Annotated in this window: 15 protein-coding genes; 4 read left to right on the forward strand and 11 right to left on the reverse strand. The window is 68.9% G+C overall.

What is annotated here, in order from left to right; all coding sequences use genetic code 11:
• The first annotated feature begins 2 nt into the window (after positions 1-2).
• The 3 genes from ATK30_RS35985 to ATK30_RS35995 are packed head-to-tail and all read left to right on the forward strand — an operon-like array spanning position 3 to position 2,221.
• Positions 3-350 carry a BlaI/MecI/CopY family transcriptional regulator gene (locus tag ATK30_RS35985; RefSeq protein WP_208637509.1) on the forward strand — a complete coding sequence of 116 codons (348 nt, stop codon included), beginning with the start codon at positions 3-5 and terminating at the stop codon, positions 348-350.
• Positions 347-1,006, forward strand: coding sequence for a M48 family metalloprotease (locus tag ATK30_RS45820; RefSeq protein WP_101439222.1), 660 nt, complete (start codon positions 347-349; stop codon positions 1,004-1,006). Before ATK30_RS35985 ends, ATK30_RS45820 begins: the two co-directional genes overlap by 4 nt.
• Before the next feature lie 33 nt (positions 1,007-1,039).
• Positions 1,040-2,221, forward strand: coding sequence for a L,D-transpeptidase (locus ATK30_RS35995; RefSeq protein WP_101439223.1), 1,182 nt, complete (start codon positions 1,040-1,042; stop codon positions 2,219-2,221).
• A gap of 52 nt (positions 2,222-2,273) precedes the next feature.
• Here ATK30_RS35995 and sbnA read toward each other — a convergent pair whose 3' ends face one another.
• The 8 genes from sbnA to ATK30_RS36035 all read right to left on the reverse strand — a co-directional run bounded on the left by sbnA (position 2,274) and on the right by ATK30_RS36035 (position 14,819).
• The gene (sbnA, locus tag ATK30_RS36000; RefSeq protein WP_101439224.1) at positions 2,274-3,248 is read right to left on the reverse strand and encodes a 2,3-diaminopropionate biosynthesis protein SbnA; all 975 of its coding nucleotides are present in this window, start codon (positions 3,246-3,248) and stop codon (positions 2,274-2,276) included.
• Between the two features lie 41 nt (positions 3,249-3,289).
• Positions 3,290-4,357 (reverse strand): 2,3-diaminopropionate biosynthesis protein SbnB, encoded by a 1,068-nt coding sequence (sbnB, locus tag ATK30_RS36005; protein ID WP_101439225.1) that lies wholly within the window; start codon positions 4,355-4,357, stop codon positions 3,290-3,292.
• Positions 4,354-5,367: a TauD/TfdA family dioxygenase gene (locus ATK30_RS36010; protein WP_101439226.1), complete on the reverse strand. Its 1,014-nt coding sequence runs from the start codon at positions 5,365-5,367 to the stop codon at positions 4,354-4,356. Before ATK30_RS36010 ends, sbnB begins: the two co-directional genes overlap by 4 nt.
• Positions 5,368-5,402: 35 nt before the next feature.
• Positions 5,403-7,877 (reverse strand): non-ribosomal peptide synthetase, encoded by a 2,475-nt coding sequence (locus tag ATK30_RS36015; protein ID WP_101439227.1) that lies wholly within the window; start codon positions 7,875-7,877, stop codon positions 5,403-5,405.
• Positions 7,878-7,909: 32 nt separating this feature from the next.
• Positions 7,910-10,411 carry a Pls/PosA family non-ribosomal peptide synthetase gene (locus tag ATK30_RS36020; RefSeq protein WP_208637510.1) on the reverse strand — a complete coding sequence of 834 codons (2,502 nt, stop codon included), beginning with the start codon at positions 10,409-10,411 and terminating at the stop codon, positions 7,910-7,912.
• A 904-nt stretch (positions 10,412-11,315) separates the two neighbouring features.
• Complete coding sequence (locus ATK30_RS36025; protein ID WP_037361642.1) at positions 11,316-12,521, reverse strand: IS110 family RNA-guided transposase; 1,206 nt, start codon at positions 12,519-12,521, stop codon at positions 11,316-11,318.
• A 511-nt stretch (positions 12,522-13,032) separates the two neighbouring features.
• On the reverse strand, positions 13,033-13,620 hold the full coding sequence (locus ATK30_RS36030; RefSeq protein ID WP_101439229.1) for a nitroreductase family protein: 588 nt from the start codon (positions 13,618-13,620) through the stop codon (positions 13,033-13,035).
• Positions 13,621-14,435: 815 nt separating this feature from the next.
• Positions 14,436-14,819, reverse strand: a complete 384-nt coding sequence (locus ATK30_RS36035; RefSeq protein ID WP_101439230.1) for a histone-like nucleoid-structuring protein Lsr2 — start codon at positions 14,817-14,819, stop codon at positions 14,436-14,438.
• Positions 14,820-15,412: 593 nt separating this feature from the next.
• Between ATK30_RS36035 and ATK30_RS36040 the strand changes: the two genes are divergently transcribed.
• Positions 15,413-15,604, forward strand: a complete 192-nt coding sequence (locus ATK30_RS36040; RefSeq protein ID WP_101439231.1) for a DUF2795 domain-containing protein — start codon at positions 15,413-15,415, stop codon at positions 15,602-15,604.
• A gap of 3 nt (positions 15,605-15,607) precedes the next feature.
• Here ATK30_RS36040 and ATK30_RS36045 read toward each other — a convergent pair whose 3' ends face one another.
• Genes ATK30_RS36045 through ATK30_RS36055 form a run of 3 tightly spaced genes read right to left on the reverse strand, consistent with a single transcriptional unit; the run spans position 15,608 to position 19,352 of the window.
• Positions 15,608-16,663, reverse strand: coding sequence for an acetate/propionate family kinase (locus ATK30_RS36045; protein ID WP_341867378.1), 1,056 nt, complete (start codon positions 16,661-16,663; stop codon positions 15,608-15,610).
• On the reverse strand, positions 16,660-18,915 hold the full coding sequence (locus tag ATK30_RS36050; protein WP_101439233.1) for a phosphoketolase family protein: 2,256 nt from the start codon (positions 18,913-18,915) through the stop codon (positions 16,660-16,662). The genes ATK30_RS36045 and ATK30_RS36050 overlap by 4 nt, the downstream gene beginning before the upstream one ends.
• Entirely contained in the window at positions 18,915-19,352 is a 438-nt protein-coding gene (locus tag ATK30_RS36055) for a TIGR03618 family F420-dependent PPOX class oxidoreductase (protein ID WP_101439234.1), read from the reverse strand. The genes ATK30_RS36050 and ATK30_RS36055 overlap by 1 nt, the downstream gene beginning before the upstream one ends.
• Between the last annotated feature and the right edge of the window lie 7 nt (positions 19,353-19,359).

Consider the following 19,359-nt stretch of genomic DNA (forward strand, 5'->3'; position numbering starts at 1 on the left):
GCGTGCACGGACTGGGCGAGCTGGAATCCGCGGCGATGGACGTCTTGTGGCGCGCGGGCGAAGCGCGCACGGTCCGCGAAGTGCTGGACGAGCTGAACCGCGACCTCGCCTACACCACCGTCCTCACCGTGCTCGATCATTTGCACCGCAAAGGCTGGGTGGCACGCGAAAAACGCAGCCGCGCCTACTGCTACACGCCGACCCGCTCGCGAGAAGAAGCCGCGGCGCGCGCGATGCGGAACCTGCTCGCCGACGTCGGCGATCCCGATGGGGTGCTGCTGCATTTCGCGCAGTCGGCGTCCGAGGGGGAGCGGGAAGCGTTGCGGCGCGGGCTGCGGAAGCGCGCGTGATCGTCTCCGCGGCGCTCGTCTTGACCGCGGCGATGGCGGGCTGCTGCGGACCGTTGTTGCTGCGCTGGGCATTGCGGGCGCGGATGCCTGCGCCGGTTCGCCTTGCCGCGTGGATTCTGTTGCTGGGCAGCATGATCGCCGCCGGAACAGGTGCGGTTGCGGCGGCGTTCGGAGCGGGACACGAGGTGGCGCGGCGGTTGGTCGCGCGGCCGCGTCTCGACGTCTTGCCCCACCGCGAGGTGCTGCATCTGGACGAGGTGGTCGGCGGATCGGGCGCGCTGCTCGTGGCGGGCGCGGCCGGGGCGTTCGCGGCGGTGGTCGACCACGAACGGTCCCATCTGCGTGGACGCCATCACTGGCTGGTCGGGTTCGCGCACGCGGTGGCGGCGGCACTGCCGTTCGTCCCGCTGAGCGCGGATGCCGCGGCTGGCCGTCGGCGCGGACCGGCGACGGTCCGTGCTGCGCTGGCACGGATGCATCCAGCGCGTTCGGCGGTCACCGCACTGAGGCTGGAGCACCTCGCCCGCAGCCACGACACCGCGACAGCGGACGGCCTTCTGGCCCTCGCCGCGGCAGCGTTGCTCCCCGTCAGCATGGCCGCGACCCTGATCGTCGCCGGAGCCGGGACGGCTGCTCCCGCCCTGCTCCACGCCTGACCGGTATGACTACTATGTCCGGTAGTAAGGCGAATGGGGGCGAATCAGGTGCTGGGGCGAAAAACGCAGATCATCGCGGGGATCCTTGCCGGGCTGGCGTTGACGGCGGGGTGCACGGCCACACCGGATCCCGGCCCCGCCGCCGACCAGAAGACGAGCGCCGCGACGGTGCCCGCGACCCTCGACCTCGGGCCGAAGGACGGCGCGAAAGACGTGGCGCCCGGCGAACCCGTCACCGCGGTAGCCGGCGGGGGGACGCTGAGCGAGGTCACCCTCGCGGCCGCGGACGGCGCCGCGGTTCCCGGCGAGATGGACCCGGCGAAGCAGCGCTGGACTACCAGCAAGCCCCTCGAATACGGCACGAAGTACACGCTCACTGCACGCTCGGCCGGCGCGGACGGCAAGCCGGTGACCCGCACCAGCACCTTCGCCACCGCGACCGCCCGGGCGCGGGCGTATCCGTCGGTGATCCCGCTCGACGGCGAGACCACCGGGGTCGGCATGCCGATCACGGTCAAGTTCTCCGCGCCGGTCACGGACAAGGCCGCCGCCGAGAAGATGCTCACCGTCACCTCGGACAAGCCCGCCACCGGGGCGTGGCGCTGGTTCGGCGACGACGAGGTGCATTACCGCACCAAGGAGTACTGGCCCGCATACTCGACGATCACCCTCGACATCAAGATCGCCGGCCGCGCGCTCGGCAACGGGGTGTTCGGCAAGGCCGACCGCAAGATCACCTTCAAGACCGGGCCGTCGATCATCTCGAAGGTGTCCGACCACGAAAAGCAGATGCGGACGTACAAGGACGGCCAGCTCGTCCTGACGTCTCCGGTCAGCCTCGGCAAGCCGTCGGCGCGCAGCGTCTCCGGCACGATGCTGATCATGACCGTGCAGTCGCCGTACACAATGGACTCCAGCACGTACGGCGTCCCCACCGACTCGCCGGGCGGCTACCGCACCACGGTCAAATACGCGCTGCGGCTCACCAACTCGGGCCAGTTCCTGCACTCCGCGCCCTGGTCGGTCCGGCAGCAGGGGCGTACCAACACCTCGCACGGCTGCCTGAACGTCAGCGTCGAGAACGCGAGGTGGTTTTACGAGAACTCCCATCGCGGGGACGTCGTTGTCGTGACCGACACCGGAGTGGACGTCAAACCCGGCGACGGCTGGACCGACTGGCGCTTCAGCTGGGAGGAATGGCAGAAGAAGGTCTGATCCACCCCGGGCAGCGGCGCACCGGGGGTGCCGATGCGCCGCCGCGCGCGGATCAGACGGACTGCCGGGGCCGCGGAGAAAGCACGTCCTCTCCGTAGATGCCCCGCAGCCAGTTGGTCTGGTAGATCGTGTCGAGGTAGCGCTCGCCGAGGTCCGGGGCGACGGCCACCGCGGTCAGATGGTGCGCGTCGTGTTCGGACAGCCAGCCGGTGGCCCCGCTGACCACCGTCCCGGTCGAGCCGCCGAACAGGAAGCCGTTGCGCGCCAGCCGGTGGCACGCCCGGACCGCGTCCGGTTCCTCGACCAGGACCACGTCGTCCACATAGGACTCGTCGAGGATCGGCGGGCGCACGCTGGTGCCCAGTCCCGGCAGCATCCGCCTGCCCGCCGGGCCGCCGAAGGTCACCGAGCCGACGCTGTCGATCGCGACGATCCGCACCGGCCGCTGCCACTGCCGGAAGAACCGCGCGCAGCCCATCAGGGTGCCCGTGGTGCCCGCGCCGACGAACAGCACGTCGAGATTCGGGAACGCGGCGGCGATTTCCGGTCCGGTGCGGTGGAAATGCGCTCCCCAGTTGTCCGGGTTGGTGTACTGGTTGAGCCAGACGTAGCGCTCGTCGGAATCGCACAGCATGCGCACGTGGTCGATGCGCGCCCCGAGGAAACCGCCTTCGGGAGTGGGTTCGGTGACGATGTGCACCTCGTTGCCGAGCGCCTCGATGGCGCGGCGCGTCGCCAGATTGCAGCGCGAATCGGTGACGCACAGGAATTTGTACCCCCGGCTGGCCGCGATCGCGCTCAGCGCTACGCCGAGGTTGCCCGAGGACGACTCGACGATGATCGAGCCCGGCCGCAGCAGGCCGTCGCGTTCGGCCGCGTCGACCATCTCGGTCGCGGCCTTCAGCTTGATGGAGCCGGCGAAGTTGAACCCCTCGCACTTGAGGTAGAGCGAATAGCCGAAACTCCAGCGGAGGTCGACATACAGCGCCTCCTCGTTGAAAGCTTCGGGAACGGTGATGACTGGCACAGTGGTCTCCTCGTCAGGCAAAGCTCAGTGGCGGACGGCGCTCAGCCATACCGGCGCAGCTCGTGGAAAAAGTCCTCGATGACGTGCAGTCCGCCGGCGTCGGACACTCTCTCGTGGACAAAGGCCCCGACCGCGAGGTCGAGGACGCCGAGCCCGAACGGGGAGAAGATCAACGGCTGGCCGGCGGGCGGTCTGACCCGGCCGGACAGCACGTCGTCGAGGGTGCCGAGCAGGAAATCCCGGCTGCCGGTGCGTTGTTCGACCAGGTGCGGCGAGGTGTTGGCCTTGAGGCAGTGGTCGACGTCGTCGACGATGTTCGCCGAAGCCAGCAGGACTTCCGGCGCGAGGTCGCGCAAGGACACGTGCAGGACCAGCGGATTGTGCGAGAACCACGAGGGATCGTGCACGTGCGGTTCGCCGGCGATGGTCGCGAAGACCACCAGATCGCTGTCGCGGACCAGACCCTCGGCGGTCTCGTGGACGCTGATCTCGCCGGCGAACCCGGACTGCTCCAGGTAGCCGCGGAATCCGGCGGCGCTGTCCGGATGCAGGTCGTGCACGTTGATTTCGTCGAACTCCCAGCCGGTCCCGGCGAGGAAGGTGTGGATGTAGCGGGCGATCAGGCCGACGCCGAAGAATCCGGCTCGCCGGGGACGGCCGCGGGTCCGGCTGAGCCAGTCCGCGGCGAGCGCGGCGGAGGCGGCGGTCCTGGTAGCGCTGATGATGGAGCTTTCCAGGCAGGCGAACGGATAACCGGTCGCGAGGTCGTTCAGGATCAGCACCGCCGACGCCCTCGGGATCCCCGCGGCCACGTTGCCCGGGAAGCTCGAAATCCACTTCAGGCCCGCGACGTTCGTCGTGCCGCCGAGCGAGGCGGGCAGGGCGATGATCCGGTCGGCCGGGCGGTCGGGGAAGCGCAGGAAACAGGACGGCGGGTTGACCGAATCGCCCGAGCCGTGCACCCGGTAGGCGGTCTCGACGAGGTCGACGATCTCGCGTTCGCGCCCGGACAGCGCCCGCTGGACCTGGGCGCCGGAGATCACCGCGAACGGCGGCACGGCGACCGGGTCCGCGGACGCGGATTCGGCGGTGAAAGAGTGTGCGGTCACTGGTTTTCCCCCTCGGAACGCAGCGAGCAGTCGGAAAGCCGCACCGGGTCGGCGAGCCCGACGAGCACCTCGCGCGGGCCCTCGTAGGCGTCCCGGCTGTGCGCGGTGCGGACGTTGTCGACCAGCAGCAGATCTCCCGCCTGCCACGGTTCGCGCACGGTGTGTTCCTCGTACACCTCGTTGAGCAGCTGCACGACGTCCTCGCCGATCGGGTCGCCGTTGCCGAAGCGGGTGGTGAACGGAAGCCCGTCCGCTCCGTAGATGTCGACGAGGTACTCGCGCACCTCGGGGGCCATCGTCCACTCGTTGAGGAAGGCGATCTGGTTGAACCAGCAGGGCCGGCCGGTGACCGGATGCCCGACGATCGCGTCGCGGCGCTGCCGGGTGCGCAGGCCGCCGTCCGCTTGCCAGGCGAACTCGATCCGGTTGGCCCGGCAGTAATTCTCGATCGCGGAACGGTCGTCGGTGCCGAACGCTTCGGCGACCGAGGCTCCGATCTCGTCGTTGAAGCTGCGGGTGAGCAGCCAGCCGTCGCGCTCGAACCGCGCGCGCAGATCGGCGGGCAGCGAGGCCAGGACGGCGGTCGAATCGCTGACTCCGGTGACCCCTCCGGAGGACGGCGGGCTGACGCAGGCGAAGAGCATCAGGCCTGGGAATTCGAGGGCGTAGCTGAGTTCGTGGTGCATGCACATCGGCTGGTTCGGCGGCCATTCGGTCGAGGAGTGCACCCCGCCGGGGTACGCCGTGCGGGGCGCGAAGGCCTCCCGCTCGGTCATCAGCAGGTCGGTCAGCCTCCCGAACACGGCCGCGACGGCGGTCTGGTCGGCGAGCCCGAGACCTCGGACGAGCACCGCGCCGTGTTCGGCGACAAGTCTTCGCACCGTCTCCCGGTGCGTGCTCGCCCAGCCGGCCGGGTCGCCGCCCGCCTCGGCCCGCAGCACCGCGGGGAGGCCGGGACGGAAATCCGGCTCGGGCGGAGAAGTCTTCGGCAGGAATTTGGACAACGACATCGGGCGATCCTTCCGATTTCCGTGGCGGGAGAGGGTCAGGAGAGGCGGGACCGGCTGTCGAGCAGCGCGGCCAGGTCGGCGAGCACCGGGTGCGCGGCGACGTCCTTGATCGAGACCGCGCGGTCGAGCGCGATCGCCAGTTTCACCGCGGACAGCGAGGTGCCGCCCCGGTCGAAGAAATGGTCCCGGCGGCCGATCTGGCCGGGCCGGAGGCCGAGCACCTGCGCCCAGGCCGCGGCGAGCCGCTGTTCGGCGCCGGTGACCGGTTCGTCGTGGTCCTCTTCCGCGGCGTCGAGGCCGACGGCCAGCGCGGCGAGGTTCTTCTTGTCGATCTTTCCGTTGCCGGTCAGCGGCAAGTGCTCCCGCCAATGGAACGCCGAGGGGAGCATGTACTCCGGCAGCGCGGCCCCGAGGTGCTCCCGCATCAGTTCGTGGTCGAGCGGTTCCCGGCCGGAGTAGAACGCGACGAGCTGTTTGCCTTGCCCGCCGCGATCGGCCACGACCACGGCACCGTCGCGCACCCCGGGCACTCGCAGCAGCGTGTTCTCGATTTCGCCGATCTCGATCCGGAAACCGCGGATTTTGACCTGCGAATCGCGTCGGCCGAGGAATTCCAGCTTGCCGTCCGGAAGCCAGCGGCCGTGGTCGCCGCTGCGGTAGAGCCGCGAGTCCGGACGGTGCGGGTCGGTGGTGAACGCCCGCGCCGTGCGTTCCGGGTCGTTGACATAACCGCGGCCGACGCACACCCCGGAGAACACGATCTCGCCGGGCGCGCCGAGCGGGACCGGGTCGAGCCGCTCGTCGACGACGTACACGCGCACGTTCTGCACCGGCGGCCCGAGCGGCACCCGCTCCCGCGTCGGCGCGCGGTCCATCACCTCGTGGTTGGTGTCGTCCGAGGTTTCGGTGAGGCCGTAGGCGTTGACCAGCTTGACGTCCGGCATCGCGGCGAACCAGCGTTGCGCCAGCTCGGTCTTGAGCGCCTCGCCGGTCACCGACACACAGCGCAGATCCGGCAGCGCGACCGGGTTCCGGTCCACCGCGGACAGGACGACCTCGAGATACGAGGGCACGACCTGCAGTACGGAGACCCGGCCGCGGGCGAGTTTGGCCACGAACCGGTCGGCGTCGAGGATCACGTCCTGTTCGATCAGCAGCGTGGTCCCGCCGACCAGCAGCGCGGAAACCAGCTGCCACAAGGAGATGTCGAAGCACTGCGGCGCGACCTGCGCCACCACCGAATCCTGGGTGATGCCGAGGTCGTTGATCTTGGCGTAGAGATGGTTGACCATTCCGGCGTGCTCGCACATCGCGCCCTTCGGCTCGCCGGTGGAGCCCGAGGTGAAGTAGATGTAGGCGAGCTGGCCGGCGTCGACGGCGAGGTCGAGATCGTCTTCGGAGTGGTCCTCCTCGTACGCGGCGTCCACGAACAAGGTGCGCACGCCGGGCAGCGATTCGACCGCCTTCCGCAGTGTGGCGGTGCTGCCCGGTTCGGTCAGCACCAGTTCGCAGTCGGCCCGGCGCAGCGTGGTCGCGATGCGGTCGGTCGGGAAATGCGGCTCGATGGGCAGGTAGACGCCGCCTGCCTTGAACACCGCGAGCACGGCGGCCATCCAGTCCAGATTGCGTTCGGTCACCACCGCGACGACGCCCTCGCGCCGCAGCCCGCGCGCGACCAGTGCCCTCGCCAGGCGGTTGGCGCGCCCATTGAGCTCCCGGTACGTCCACTGCCGGTCGCCGTGCACCGCGGCGATCGCGTCCGGATGCCGGGCGACGCTGCGCTGGAACAGCTCGTGGCAGCGCAGGTCCGGCACTTCGACGTGCGGCCCGGCGAGCCCTTCCAGCTGCAGTTTGAGTTCCGCCGCCGAGAGCAGTGTCGTTTCGCGGTGCGGCGCGGCGACGTCGGTGCGGATGAGCGTGAGCGCGCTCAGGTGGTAGCCGAGGATCCGCTCGGCGGCTTCGGAATCCAGCACCTCGGTGCGGAAGCGCAGCCGGAGCTTCTCCAGTTCAGGCGAAACGTCCAGCCGCAGCACGGTGTCCGCGGCGAGATCCCCAGCAGTGCCGGTCGGGTCGAAGACCGTCTCGAACGGCGGCTCGGCGAGACCGAGTTCGGCGCGCAGCTCGTCGACCGGGAAGTCCCGGAACTCCCGGGTCTCCGCGTCGATCCGCGCGGTGTGCTCGATCAGGTCGCGCCAGGTCTCGGCTTCGGTGCTGAGCCGGCACGGCAGTGGCGCGCCGCCCGGCTCGGCCACGTAGCCGGTGCACACCTCGGCTTCGCCGGACAACGCGGCGAGCACCTTGGCGTGCGCGGCGAGCAGCACCGAAGTCAGCGGCACCCGCAGCTGGTCGGCGAGCAGCCGCAGGGCGGCCGCGAGGCCCCGGGGGACCGGCGTTTCGTGGTCGCCGATCGCGGTGCCGGCCTCCAGCGTCCAGCGCGGGACGCTGGTGCGGCCGCCCGCGGCGAGTACTTCGCGCCAGTGCTCGCGAACCGCTCCCAGTCCGGTTCTCATGGGCTGTCCTTCCCGTGGTTGTCTGTGCTCCGTCACGATTTCCCCGCCAGCTGACGGCGGCCGGCCCGGATTTCGTGCGCGGGGTTCCCGCCCCAGTGCGCTCCGTCCGGGACCTCAGTGCCCTTCATGAGGAAGGAATCGGGGGCGAGCGTCGAGCCCTCGCCCATCGTCACGCCGTAATGCACGAGCGCTCCGACGCCGACCGTGCACCCGCTGCCGAGGCAGATGCGGTCCATCTTGAAACCGCCGTCCTCCTGCGAATGGCACTGGACGACGGACCCGGCGTTGAGGGTGACGTCGTCTCCTATGCGCACCAACGTTTTTTCGATGATGCCCGCGCCGTCGTCGAACAGGCGCTTGCCGACCTTGATGCCCAGCATCCGCCACAGCACGCTCTTGAACGGGGTGCCGTTGAGCGCTTGCAGGTGGGCGTTGGTCGCGGCCGCTTTCCAGAACCGTTCCTGCCGCCAGAACCGCCGGTCGTAGATCGAGCACGACACCGGGCGCAACGGCCGGACGAGGACCGTGATCCGTTCCAGCGCGACGAAATAGCCGATGCCGTACAGCAGGAAAACCACGGTGTCGACCGCGAACAGCGGCGGGCCGATCAGGTCGTAGTAGACGTCCGAGGCCCACGTCAGCAGCAGCATCCCGTAGAAGAACAGCCACTGGGCCAGGCAGTACAGCAGCATGCCCCCGGCGTTGTGCCGCGTCTTGGCGGCCAGCCTGCGCCGGAATTCCTCCGGGGTCTTCGGATGGTCGAACTGGCTGTCGCGCTCCACCGAGCGCGGGATCTCGAAGCTGGGGGAGCCGAGCAGCCCGACGCCCTCGCGCACCGGGCCGTCGAGCGGCACCAGGACTTTGGTGGCGAGCAGGCAGTTGTCCCCGGTCCTCGCCCCGGCGGGATAGACGACGTGGTTGCCGAGGAAGTTCCGCGCCCCGACGCGCACCCGGGAAAGCCGGAAGGAGGTGCTGGTGTACTCGGCGTTGACCACCGACAGCCCGTCGGCGACCATCGTGCCCGCCCCGGCCTCGAACAGGTACGGGTTCTCGTATTTCTCCTCGAGCCCGAAATTGGACCCGGTCTGTTCCTTCTTGGAGACCTTGCATCCGAGCGCACGCAGGTAGTGCACGATCGCCGAGCTGTCGCCGAGGAGCGTTTTGAAGAACCGCAGGTTGGTGAGCGCGCGGATGGCGCGGTGCGCGGTGTAGCGGAGGGTGTAGAGGCGGTAGACCTCGCCGGGCTTGAGCGCGAGGTTCAGCAGCCGCGGCACCAGGGTGACGATCAGCAACCCGGCGAGGCGCAGGCCGAAGTACAGGACGAAGGAGAGGACGAGGGCCTTCCCGTAGAACTGCGGGGAGGTGAAGTCGAGGACGGCCGAGCCGAGTCCCATCGCCGGGCTGAGGTTCGGCAGCGTGGTCAGCACGAAGGCGACCAGGCCGAGCACCAGCGGAGCCAGGAAGAAGACCGCGGTCAGCGTCTGGCGCACGGCGAAGAACGCCCGCCGGACGGTGCCGCAGGCCCGCGGCTCGACTCGCCGGTAGTGCACGTCGGCGGGGACGGCGGGCACGCCGTGCCAGCTCTGCCCGCGCGGAACCGCTTGCCCGGCGTGCAGGGACGAGGAGTGTCCGAGCTGGGCGTTGTCGCCGATCCGGGTCTCGATGTCGAGGACGGACATCTCGCCGACGTAGGAGTGCGCGCCCAGCACGACCGGTCCGGTCCGGATCAACCCGTGCTGCGCGCGATAGGTGGTGAAGTAGGTGTCCTTGCAGACCACCGTGCCTTCTCCGATGGTCAGCAGATCGGTGCACACCGGGACGAAGCGCGAGAAGATCGTCACGCCCTTGCCGATGTTCGCGCCGAGCGCGCGCAGGTACAGCGAATAGAGCGGGGAGCCGACGAACAGCGGGACCAGCAGGTTCCGCTGGACGAGCGTCTTGACGACCCAGAATCGCACGTAGCCGAGGGTCCACACGCGGATTTCCGCCGGCTTCCAGCGGCCGACGAGGATCCATTTGAGCGCGATCGGAAGGGTGCACAGAATGATCAGCACCACCGCGCCGAAACCGACCGCCCGCAGGTAGTAGCCGAGCAGTCCGGTGCCGGCCAAGATCCAGTCGGTTCCCGCGCCGAGCACCTGGGCCACCAGGAAGGAATAGGCGAGGAAGATCGTCGCCTGCAGGATTCCGCAGCCGAAGTATTCGAGCCTGCTCGCCCGTCTCGGCGGCTCCGCGGGTGCGGGATCCGGCTCCTCGGCGGGGACTTCCTCCGTTTCGGCCAACGCGGAGACGAGACGGGCGATGGTCGGGTTCCGGTAAATGTCCTTGATGGAGACGGAGGGCAGATCGGCACGTTTGCGCACTCGCGCGCAGAACTGTGCCATCACGAGCGAGTTGGCCCCGAGATCGGCGAAGAAGTCGCTGTCGACCGACACGGTGTCCTGCCCGGTGACCTCGGCCATCACCTGGGCGAATGCTTCCTCGGTGTCGGGCGCCGGGCCGGAGCGGGCGGCCGGGTACTCGGTGAGATCCATATTCCTCATCATCGGTTCATGTAACGCCGGCGTAACCGACGGACGTCGGTGTTGACAATTTCGTGACCTGTTCGATGCGCCTCGCGGCTGACAAATACGGCACGGGCGAAGATTGAGGTCTAGACCACCTGAAAGACCATTATTCTGGCAAAGAGGTCTAACGCCGCTAATACCGTTTATTTTTCAACAGCCAGTGGCGGCTGTCGACGGAACCGTGACGGTCCGGCGAAGGGTTCCGGCGAAGTATGATCGTCGTCGTGCATTTACCGCAAACGGATCCTCCGCACGGGCGATGCTACCAGGATTTCCCCTCTTTTGGGGTCAGGATTCCCCTGTTGGCGAGGCGGAACTGCTCTGCTGAGATGAAATCCGCGGCCGGGCGGTCGCTGTGCGGAGCGTGTCACGCGGCTGCGCGGCCCGGTCAGGATCGCCTTGCTGCGGCCGTCAAGATTCGGTGGTCCTCGAATACGGTGACATTGTGCGTCGAGTTGGAATATGCAAGTGCTGTTTCCGGGGATTGATGGCACTTTCGAGAGAATTTCCGTCTCGTCCCCGGTTTATGCCATCCAGGTGAGGCGTGCGGCGGACGGCTGGTGTCATTGCGCTGTTCGGCCGACTTCGGACTGCTCCGCCGTGTGTTCTTCGCGGACGTGGCTGCTGCGGCCCCAACGCGCAGAATCTCGCCCGGGAGGAAACGGCCAGTGCGGGTATTTTCGCGCCTGGTGGGCCGGTTGAAGCGAAGCGGCGGGAATCGTGGCGCTTCTCGCGGTTTTCCGGCCTTCTTGAAACATTTTCGCGTTGTCCCTGGTTACGTCTCCGGTGACAACGATGACCGCGGCGGATCGTCCGGACGCCGCCAGTGGCAGCGCCCTCGCCCGCATCGGGGGGTGTCCCTATGTTGTTGTCAAGCGGCAGCGGGGGTACTGGTCGGTTCGGGGTGCCGGTAGTTGGTGCGGCTGCGGAGCATGGCGAACAGGACGTCGCAGCGGCGGCGGGCGAGGCAGATCAGCGCGGCGTTGTGTTTCTTGCCCTCGGCTCTCTTCCGGTCGTAGTAGGTCCGGCTGGTGGGGTCGGACAGGGCTGCGAAAGCGGCGAGGAAGAAGGCGCGTTTGAGTCTGCGGTTGCCTGTTCTGGCGGGGTGTTCGCCCTTGATCGAGGTTCCGGAGCGGTGGGTGACCGGGGCGATGCCGGCGTAGGCGGCGAGGTGTCCGGAGGTTTTGAAACCGGAGGCGTCGCCGATTTCGAGGAGGATGCGGGCGGCGGTCCTGACGCCGATGCCGGGCATCGATGTCAGGACCTGGGCAAGAGGGTGTGCATCGAGTATCTCCTCGACTTCGGCGGCGACGGTTTTCCGTTGCTGCAGCACGGTTTTCAGGCTGTCGGCGAGTCTGGGCAGGATCTTGTCCGCGGCGGCGGTGCCCGCGACGGTGACGGTCTGCTCGTCCAGTGCGGCGAGGATGTCCTCGACCAGTTTTGTGCCCATGCGTGGGGCGTGGGTGGTGGCGATCGCCGCGAGTTTGCGGCAACCGGCCTTGCGGATCCCGATAGGGCCGCCGCAGCGGGACAGGATTTCCAGCACGGCAGAGTGACTGATTTTGGGGCCGAGGACGCGTTCGAGGGCGGGGTGGATGCCGGTGAGCAGGCCGCGGATGCGGTTGCTGACCCGGGTCGCTTCGGCGGCGAGGTCGTCGTCGAATCCGACGAGCACGTCCAGCTCGGCCAGGGCTTCGTCGTCGACGTTGAGCCGGCGCAGGGTGTGGGGCAGGGTGCGGGCGGCGTCGGCGATGACATAGGCGTCGCGGGCGTCGGTTTTGGCGTTGCCCGGGTAGAGGTCGGCGATGCGGCGCATCGCCAGCCCTGGCAGGTAGGCCACCTCGTGCCCGCAGGCGCGGGCCACCGCCACGGGCAGTGCGCCGATCGTGGCGGGCTGGTCCACCACGACCAGGACTGGGCCGTGAACAGTGAGTTTGTCGAACATCGCCCGCAACTTCGGCTCACTGTTGGGCAGCGGAGCGTCGTGCAGCCGTTTCCCGGCCGGATCCAGACCGACCGCGTGATGCTCGCCCTTGCCGACGTCCAAGCCGAGGAACACGGCGTATTCGCTGGTCATCGAAGGTATCTTCCGTCTTGTCGTGCATGGTCACCAGTCGAGCATCAAAGGCCGGCAGCCACGTTACGACGAGACCTACCCAGCGGGCGGCCGTGTCCCTATCAGCGGTCCCTCGATGCCACCAAACCCGGTGACACCACCCCCCGGATCATGAACGCGACTGGGGGACTCAGTCATGCCGGGCCTGGCGACCACGAACTCCTTGATCAGGAGCTACGAAAAAGGTAACGGGGGGCGATCTCGACGCCGAGAACGGCAGTTCACTGGGCCGAGCGGTGGCAGGTACCGGCCGCGGAAATCAGTGTCGCCGGTCCGGGGATCTGCTGCCTCCGCGAGCCAGGGGACGCATTGTCGAAGCGTTACGGGAACGCGCCTCCGACCGGTGCTGCTCGGCGAACGAGCGGCCATTGAGCGCGTCTTCACCCTCTGTCTCGGCGGCGCAGGGGAGGCCGCGGGCCCCGGCGGCACCATGTGGATGCCGAAGGGGCTCGCGGTCAGAAGATGTCGCGGCCTACCACTGTCCGAAGTGGACGGTTTCGCTCTCCGGCTTTCGCTTGCGGACAGCCGGGGAAGCACCCGCGGAGATCTGGTCGTCGGCGTCGTGGCCGATGGCGATCGCGCCGATCGGCTCGTGGCTGGCGGGCACGCCGAATTCGGCACGCAGCTTGTCGAAATCCTCCGCGCCGATGCCGAAATACACCGCGCCGAGTCCTTCGTCTACGACGGTCTGCAGGATCAGCAGGACGGCCATGCCGGTGTCGATGTACCAGAACGGCACCGGCCAGTGGTCCTCGCTGCGGTCGGTCCAGCCCTTGTCCGGCTGGGCGTAGCGGTCGAGGTAAGCGTCCTTCACCGAAAACGGGATGACGATGACCGGCGCGGCCTTGAGACCGTCGTTCAGCGTCCAGGATTCGAGAGTGTCGGCGAAGCGGCGCACGTCGTCGCCCTGCAGCACCAGGAACGCCTGCCCCTGCGAGAACCCGGCGGACGGCCCGCGCAAGGCGTTGCGCATGATCCGGCGGAGGCTGTCCTCGGACACGGGCTCGTCGGTGAACTTGCGCACCATCCGCCTGCGCCGGACGACTTCCTGAAACTCCATCGGTGCCCCCTCGGAGAACGTTCTTCCGGGCCACTGTAGCGGGTTTCGGGGGTGTGGTTTGCCGTTTGCGGCTCGACCGGGAGAGGAGCGACGCGGTCGAGGCACGGCCGTCCCTGGTGAACTGCACGGCCGTCGCCGCGGTTCGGAATTCCTTGGTGCCGGTGCGCGGGTCAGTTCCGGGGGCGCGCTCGCTGGTGCGGGTGGGGCTGTCGAGGACGGGGAGCAGACTGCGGCCGCGGGCGAGGCAGCGGGTGCAGAAGAGCGCGGGGGCGGCGGTCGTGCGCTGCGCGAACAACTAGGAGCAGGCCGCGGCAAAGCGGGTGGGGACGGGGACGGCGGGTGCGGACGAACGGGTGGTGGTCGTGCGCTGTGCGGGCGGCCACGGCAACAGACCGCGGCCAAGGGGATTAGGAACGAGGCGGCCGTTTCGGGCGAACGGCGGTGGTCACGTGCTTCGTGGCCGGGCTGCACGGGAGTGAGCCACGAGGTCGAGGGCGCGAACGCCTGCCCGGGCTGGTATCGACAGCGCCGCTGCCCGCCCCACCCCGCTCGGCGACTCCCTCGGTCCAGGCAGGCCTTTCCGCGGCCGCCGATCTTGCGGGTGTGCGGAGCCGGAAAGTTCTCGCCCGGATCCTGATCGAAGGGAAAAGACCGCCCGGCCGGAGGCATTTGCCTGCGGCCGGGCGGCCTTTCCGTCCAGAGCGGAGGGCGCGAACTGTTCCGGTCCGCCCGGCGCTGAAACTCCGGCGGGGGACCGGACGCCTTGCCCGGCGTTTCCGGAAATGATCAATCCGGAAACCTGCCGGGGCCGCGGCCTATTTCGCCGCGCGCTTTTTCGCGGTGCGCTTACGGGCTTTCGGCGCCGGCTTCTGGCTTTCCTCGTAGGCGGCGATCACTTCGCGCGGGATGCGGCCGCGTTCGGCGATGGCCCAGTTGTTGTCGAGGGCCCAGGTGCGGATCGCCTTCGAGCGTTCGCGTTCCTCGGCGGTCGGCGCGGCCGAGGCGCGCACGGTCGTCTTGCGTCCGCCGGTGCGGCGGGCGGCGGCGATGAACGTCGCGAGCTCCTCGCGCATGGCGGCGGCGTTTTCGTCGGACAGGTCGATTTCGTACTGGACGCCGTCGAGTCCGAAGGGGACGGTCTGCCCGGCTTCGGACCCGTCGAGGTCGTCGATCATCTCGACGAGGACTTTCTGTGCCATCGCGGCGGCTCCTCCTGGAAACGGGACGTGGTCACCGCAGACCATAACAGGAGTCCACTGTGGCTGGTCGCCGGAGACAATACGCGGCGGGCCGGCTCCGCCGCGAGGAACCGGAGTGAGGAAGTGGTCCGCTCCGGAACGGGATCGGCCAACGCGCCGAAGCTGTGGCCCATCCGGTCGCGTTTTCGTGCGGAGGTAACGCAGATTCTGCGGAGTTTCGGCCGCGCGTGCCTCGCAGTCCGGAGTCCGTATTCGCCGATTCCGCGGTATTTTTCCGGGTTGTTAGTGATCACGGACTCTCAGATGTTCGAGGATCGCCGGAAGTCCCCGGATCCGCGTTTCCCGGTGAAACTGGCTGATGGCCGGGAATTGACGATCCGCGCGCCGTTCAGACACCCGGGGCGGCGAGACCGCCAGTCCGCAGCGGATCGGTCCGGTCGAAGGAGAGTTCGCTGGTAGAACCGCACGGCTGCGCTGACGTCGGCGACCGGGTGCAGGACGCTCCGGGGAGTCGTCCACGAGTCGAGCGTAACCCGCATTGAACCGGGACCGGGCGGGTATGCGGGGGAAAGAAACCCGAGGAAGGGAGCGTCATGCCTGACGTCCGCGAGTATTTAACGGAAGTCGAGTACCCGTGCGAGCGCGACGAGCTCCTCCGCCGGGCGGCCGCGAAAGGCGCGGGCGACGACGTGATCGGCCATCTCGGCAAGCTGCCCGAGCAGCGGTACGAGAACCTGGACGCGGTGAACCGGCTGCTCGGCGACGACGTCGACCCGCATTCGTGAGGGTCAGCGGACCGCCTCGGCCGCTGCCCTGGCGAGTTCGAGTTCTTCCCGGGAGCGCAGCGTCAGCACCGGCACCTTCGCCCCCGGCGGGCTGATCACCGCATCGTGGTCCCTGGTCCGCGACAGTCCGCCGGCGATGCCCAGGACACCGAGGCCGCCGGCGACCGCCTCGGCGGTTTCGGGCTGGTCCCAGCCGATGTCGCCGGTGAACACCAGGGCGTCGAGCCGGTCCAGGCTCGCGGCGGCCGCGGCCAGTTCCCGGCGGACGCGGTGTTCGAAGACGGCCAGCGCGAACCGGGCTTCGACGGATCCGTCGCGCACCAGGTCCCGGGTGTCGTCGGAGATGCCGGACAAGCCCAGCAGGCCGGAGTGGTGGTAGAGGCCGTCTTCCAGCTCTTCGACGGTCAGCTTTCCCTCCCGCAACAGCCACAGCAGCATGCCGGGATCCACCGAGCCGGAGCGTTTGGTCATCATCGCGCCTTCGAGCGGTGTGAACCCCATTGACGTGTCAACGCTGCGTCCGTGAGACACCGCGCAGACCGAACAGCCGCCGGACAGGTGCGCGATGAGCAGGTTCAGCTCACGGGGCGGCTGGTGCAGGAGTTCGGCGGCGCGACGGGTCGCCCAGCTGAAGGACCAGCCGTGGAAGCCGTAACGGCGCAAATCCCAGCGGGAGCGCCAGCGGACGGGCAGCGGATAGGTCCGGGCGACCGACGGGAGCGTCTGGTGGAAGGCCGTGTCCGGGCAGACGACGTGCTTCGCGTCCGGGAGAAGTTCGGTGAGCTGGTCCAGCAGGGCCTCGGTTTTCGGCACGTGTTCCGGGGCGAGCGAACGGGCGTCCGCGATCTTCGCCCGGACGCTCGCGGTTGCTTCGGCCGGCTGGACCAGGTCCGGGCCGCCGTGCACCAGCCGGTGCGCTACGACCGAGATCGAGGATTGTTTGTCCACAAAGGAGGCAAGGTCGTCGGTCGAGGCGGAATCCAGGACCTCGTAGTCTTCGGTGCGCACGAGATGCACGCGCAGGCTGCCGGAGCCTGGGTTGACGGTCAGGACGTTCACCGCTGCCACCGCCAGCCGGTGATCTCGGCGGGGTCTTCGCCGTCACGGTAGGCGGCGGCGAGGAGTTCGTCTCGGTGCCGCTGGAAGTCGCGGGCCAGATCGCCGCCGAGGGAGGACCAGCCACGGGCCCGGCGGACGGCGTCGGCGGCCAGGTCGTGGCGGGTCATCCGGTTGCTGGCCAGCAGGTCGAACGGCGTGGTCGTGGTGCCTTCTTCCAGGTAGCCGTGCACGTGAAAGCGTTGCGTCGCAGGGCGTCCGTGCAGTACCTCGTGCACGGCGGACGGGTAGCCGTGGAAGGCGAAGATCACCGGGACGTCCTCGCCGAAGCACTCGACGAACGCTTCGTCGGAGAGGCCGTTCGGGTGACGGTCGGGCGGACAGAGCGAGAGCAGGTCGACCACGTTCACCACTCGCACGCGCAGTTCCGGAGCCGCGTCGGCCAACAGCTGCACAGCGGCGAGGGTTTCGACGGTCGGGGTGGTCCCGGCGCAGGCGAGTACGACGTCCGGCGAACCCTCCTGGCTCGCCCAGTGCCAGACGGACGTCCCGGCGCGGCAATGGGCGCGGGCTTCCTCGGGGGACAGCCAGACTGGACTGCTTTGCTTCCCGGCGACGACGACGTTGATCAGGTCGGTCGAGGACAGGCACCGGTGCATGGTTTCCAGGAGCGTGTTGGCGTCCGGCGGGAAGAAAATCCGCGTGGTGTGGGCCTTCTTCGTGAGCATCTGGTTGATGAACCCCGGGCCCTGGTGGCTGTAGCCGTTGTGTTCCTGCCGCCAGCCGTCGCTCGTGAGCAGGTAGTTCAGGCTCGCCACCGGCGCCCGCCAGCCGACTTCGCCGGACATCTTGAGGAACTTGGCGTACTGGTTCACCATGCTGTCCACAATGGACACGAACGCCTCGTAGCAGGGGAAGAGACCGTGCCGTCCGGTGAGCAGGTAGCCCTGCAGCCAGCCTTGGCACAGGTGTTCGGACAGCACTTCCAGCACCCGCCCGCGGCGGCCGAGATGCTCGGTGTGACCGGGAACCGCGCGGTCGAACTGCCGGTCGGTGACGTCCAGCAGCGCGCCGAGTTTGTTCGACTGCAGTTCGTCCGGGCAGACGACGCGGAAGGTGTCCGGAGCCCGGCGCACCACTTCGGCGAGCCAGCCGCCGAGGACTTCCGTCGGGCTTTCCTGACGCGAGCGGTCAGCGGCGAATTTCCCGACGTCCGGCAACGGCAGGTCCTGCCGAAGCCGACCGCCGTTGGCCTGCGGGACCCGTCCGAGCCGAAGCGCCGGTTCCGGCGGCACGGCGAGCAGATCCGGTGCGGGAACGCCGTCGGCGTCGAAAAGTTCTTCCGGCCGGTAGGACCGCAGCCACTGCTCCAGCGACTCGAGCTGGTCCGGGTCGAGCGGGACCTGGTGCGCGTGGAAGGTGCCTTCGAGCGGGGTGCCGTCCGGGGAGGTCGAAGGCAGGCCCAGGCCCTTCGTGTTGCGCAGGACGATCATCGGCGGCGGACCGGTGTCCTGGCGGTGCGCCCGCGCGAGCGCTTCGGCGAGCGGGGTGTCGGGATCGCCGGTGTCGCGGACGTCCACGAGCAGCGGGGTCCAGCCGCAGCCGGTGAAGTACGCGGTGAGTTCGTCGTCCGACATCGCTTCATAGACGGTCGGCGACGCGATCTTGTACCCGTTGAGGTGCAGGATCGGCAGCACCCGGCCGTCGCCCGGATTGGTGAACTTCGGACTGTGCCACGCCGCCGCGGTCGGGCCGGTTTCGGCCTCGCCGTCGCCGATGACGCACGCGACCAGCAGGTCGGGATCGTCGAAGGCCGCGCCGAACGCGGTCGCGAGGGCGTAGCCGAGTTCGCCGCCTTCGTGGATGACGCCGGGGACCTCGGGGGAAAGGTGGCTGGGGAAGCCGCCCGGCCAGGAGAACCGGCGGACGAGTTCGGCGAGGCCGGAGCCGTCGAGGGACAGCTGCGGGTCGTATTCGGCGTGGGTGCCTTCGAGCCACAGGTTGGCGTGGATCGCCGGGGCGCCGTGGCCCGGCCCGGTGACGAGCAGGGTGCGCTGCCGCGTTTCGGCGACGAACCGGTTCAGCGCGGTGTAGACGAGGGTCAGTCCGGGGCAGGTGCCCCAGTGGCCGAGCGGACGCGGTTTCAGGTGTTCGGGCCGCAGCGGCTCGGCGAGCAGGACGTTGTCCTTGAGGTAGATCATCGCCGCGGCCAGGTAGTCGCAGGCCCGGCGGTAGCGGCGGAGAGCGTCGCGCATCAGTCGGCGACGCCCTTCTTCTGGTCGATGAACGTCTGCCGCTCCGGGGTCACCTGGAGGATGACGCGTTCGGACTTGATCGCGTCGGGCGGATAGTCCCCGCCGGTGTACTTGCGGGCCAGCTCGTCGACCTGCAGCCGGGCCCGTTCGCCGGTCTCGACGCCGGTCACGCGGCCGCGGACCTCCGCGTAGCGGTACGGGTCCTGCTCGTCGCGGATCAGGACGGTGATCCGGTCGTCGCGCACGACGTTGCGGTATTTCGCCCGGTGGGTCTCGGTGTTGAGCACGATCCGGCCGTTCTCGACGTGCACCCAGATCGTCTGCGTCTGCAGCCGGCCGCTCGGCAGCACCGTGGTCACCGCGGCGAAGTTCTTGCCGGTGGCCAGCTCTTCGGTTTCGGGCAGCAGCTTCGGGCCGTCGGCGGTGCGAGCGGGCACGGCAACT

This window comes from Amycolatopsis echigonensis (assembly GCF_002846615.1).
GTDB classification, from domain to species: domain Bacteria; phylum Actinomycetota; class Actinomycetes; order Mycobacteriales; family Pseudonocardiaceae; genus Amycolatopsis; species Amycolatopsis echigonensis.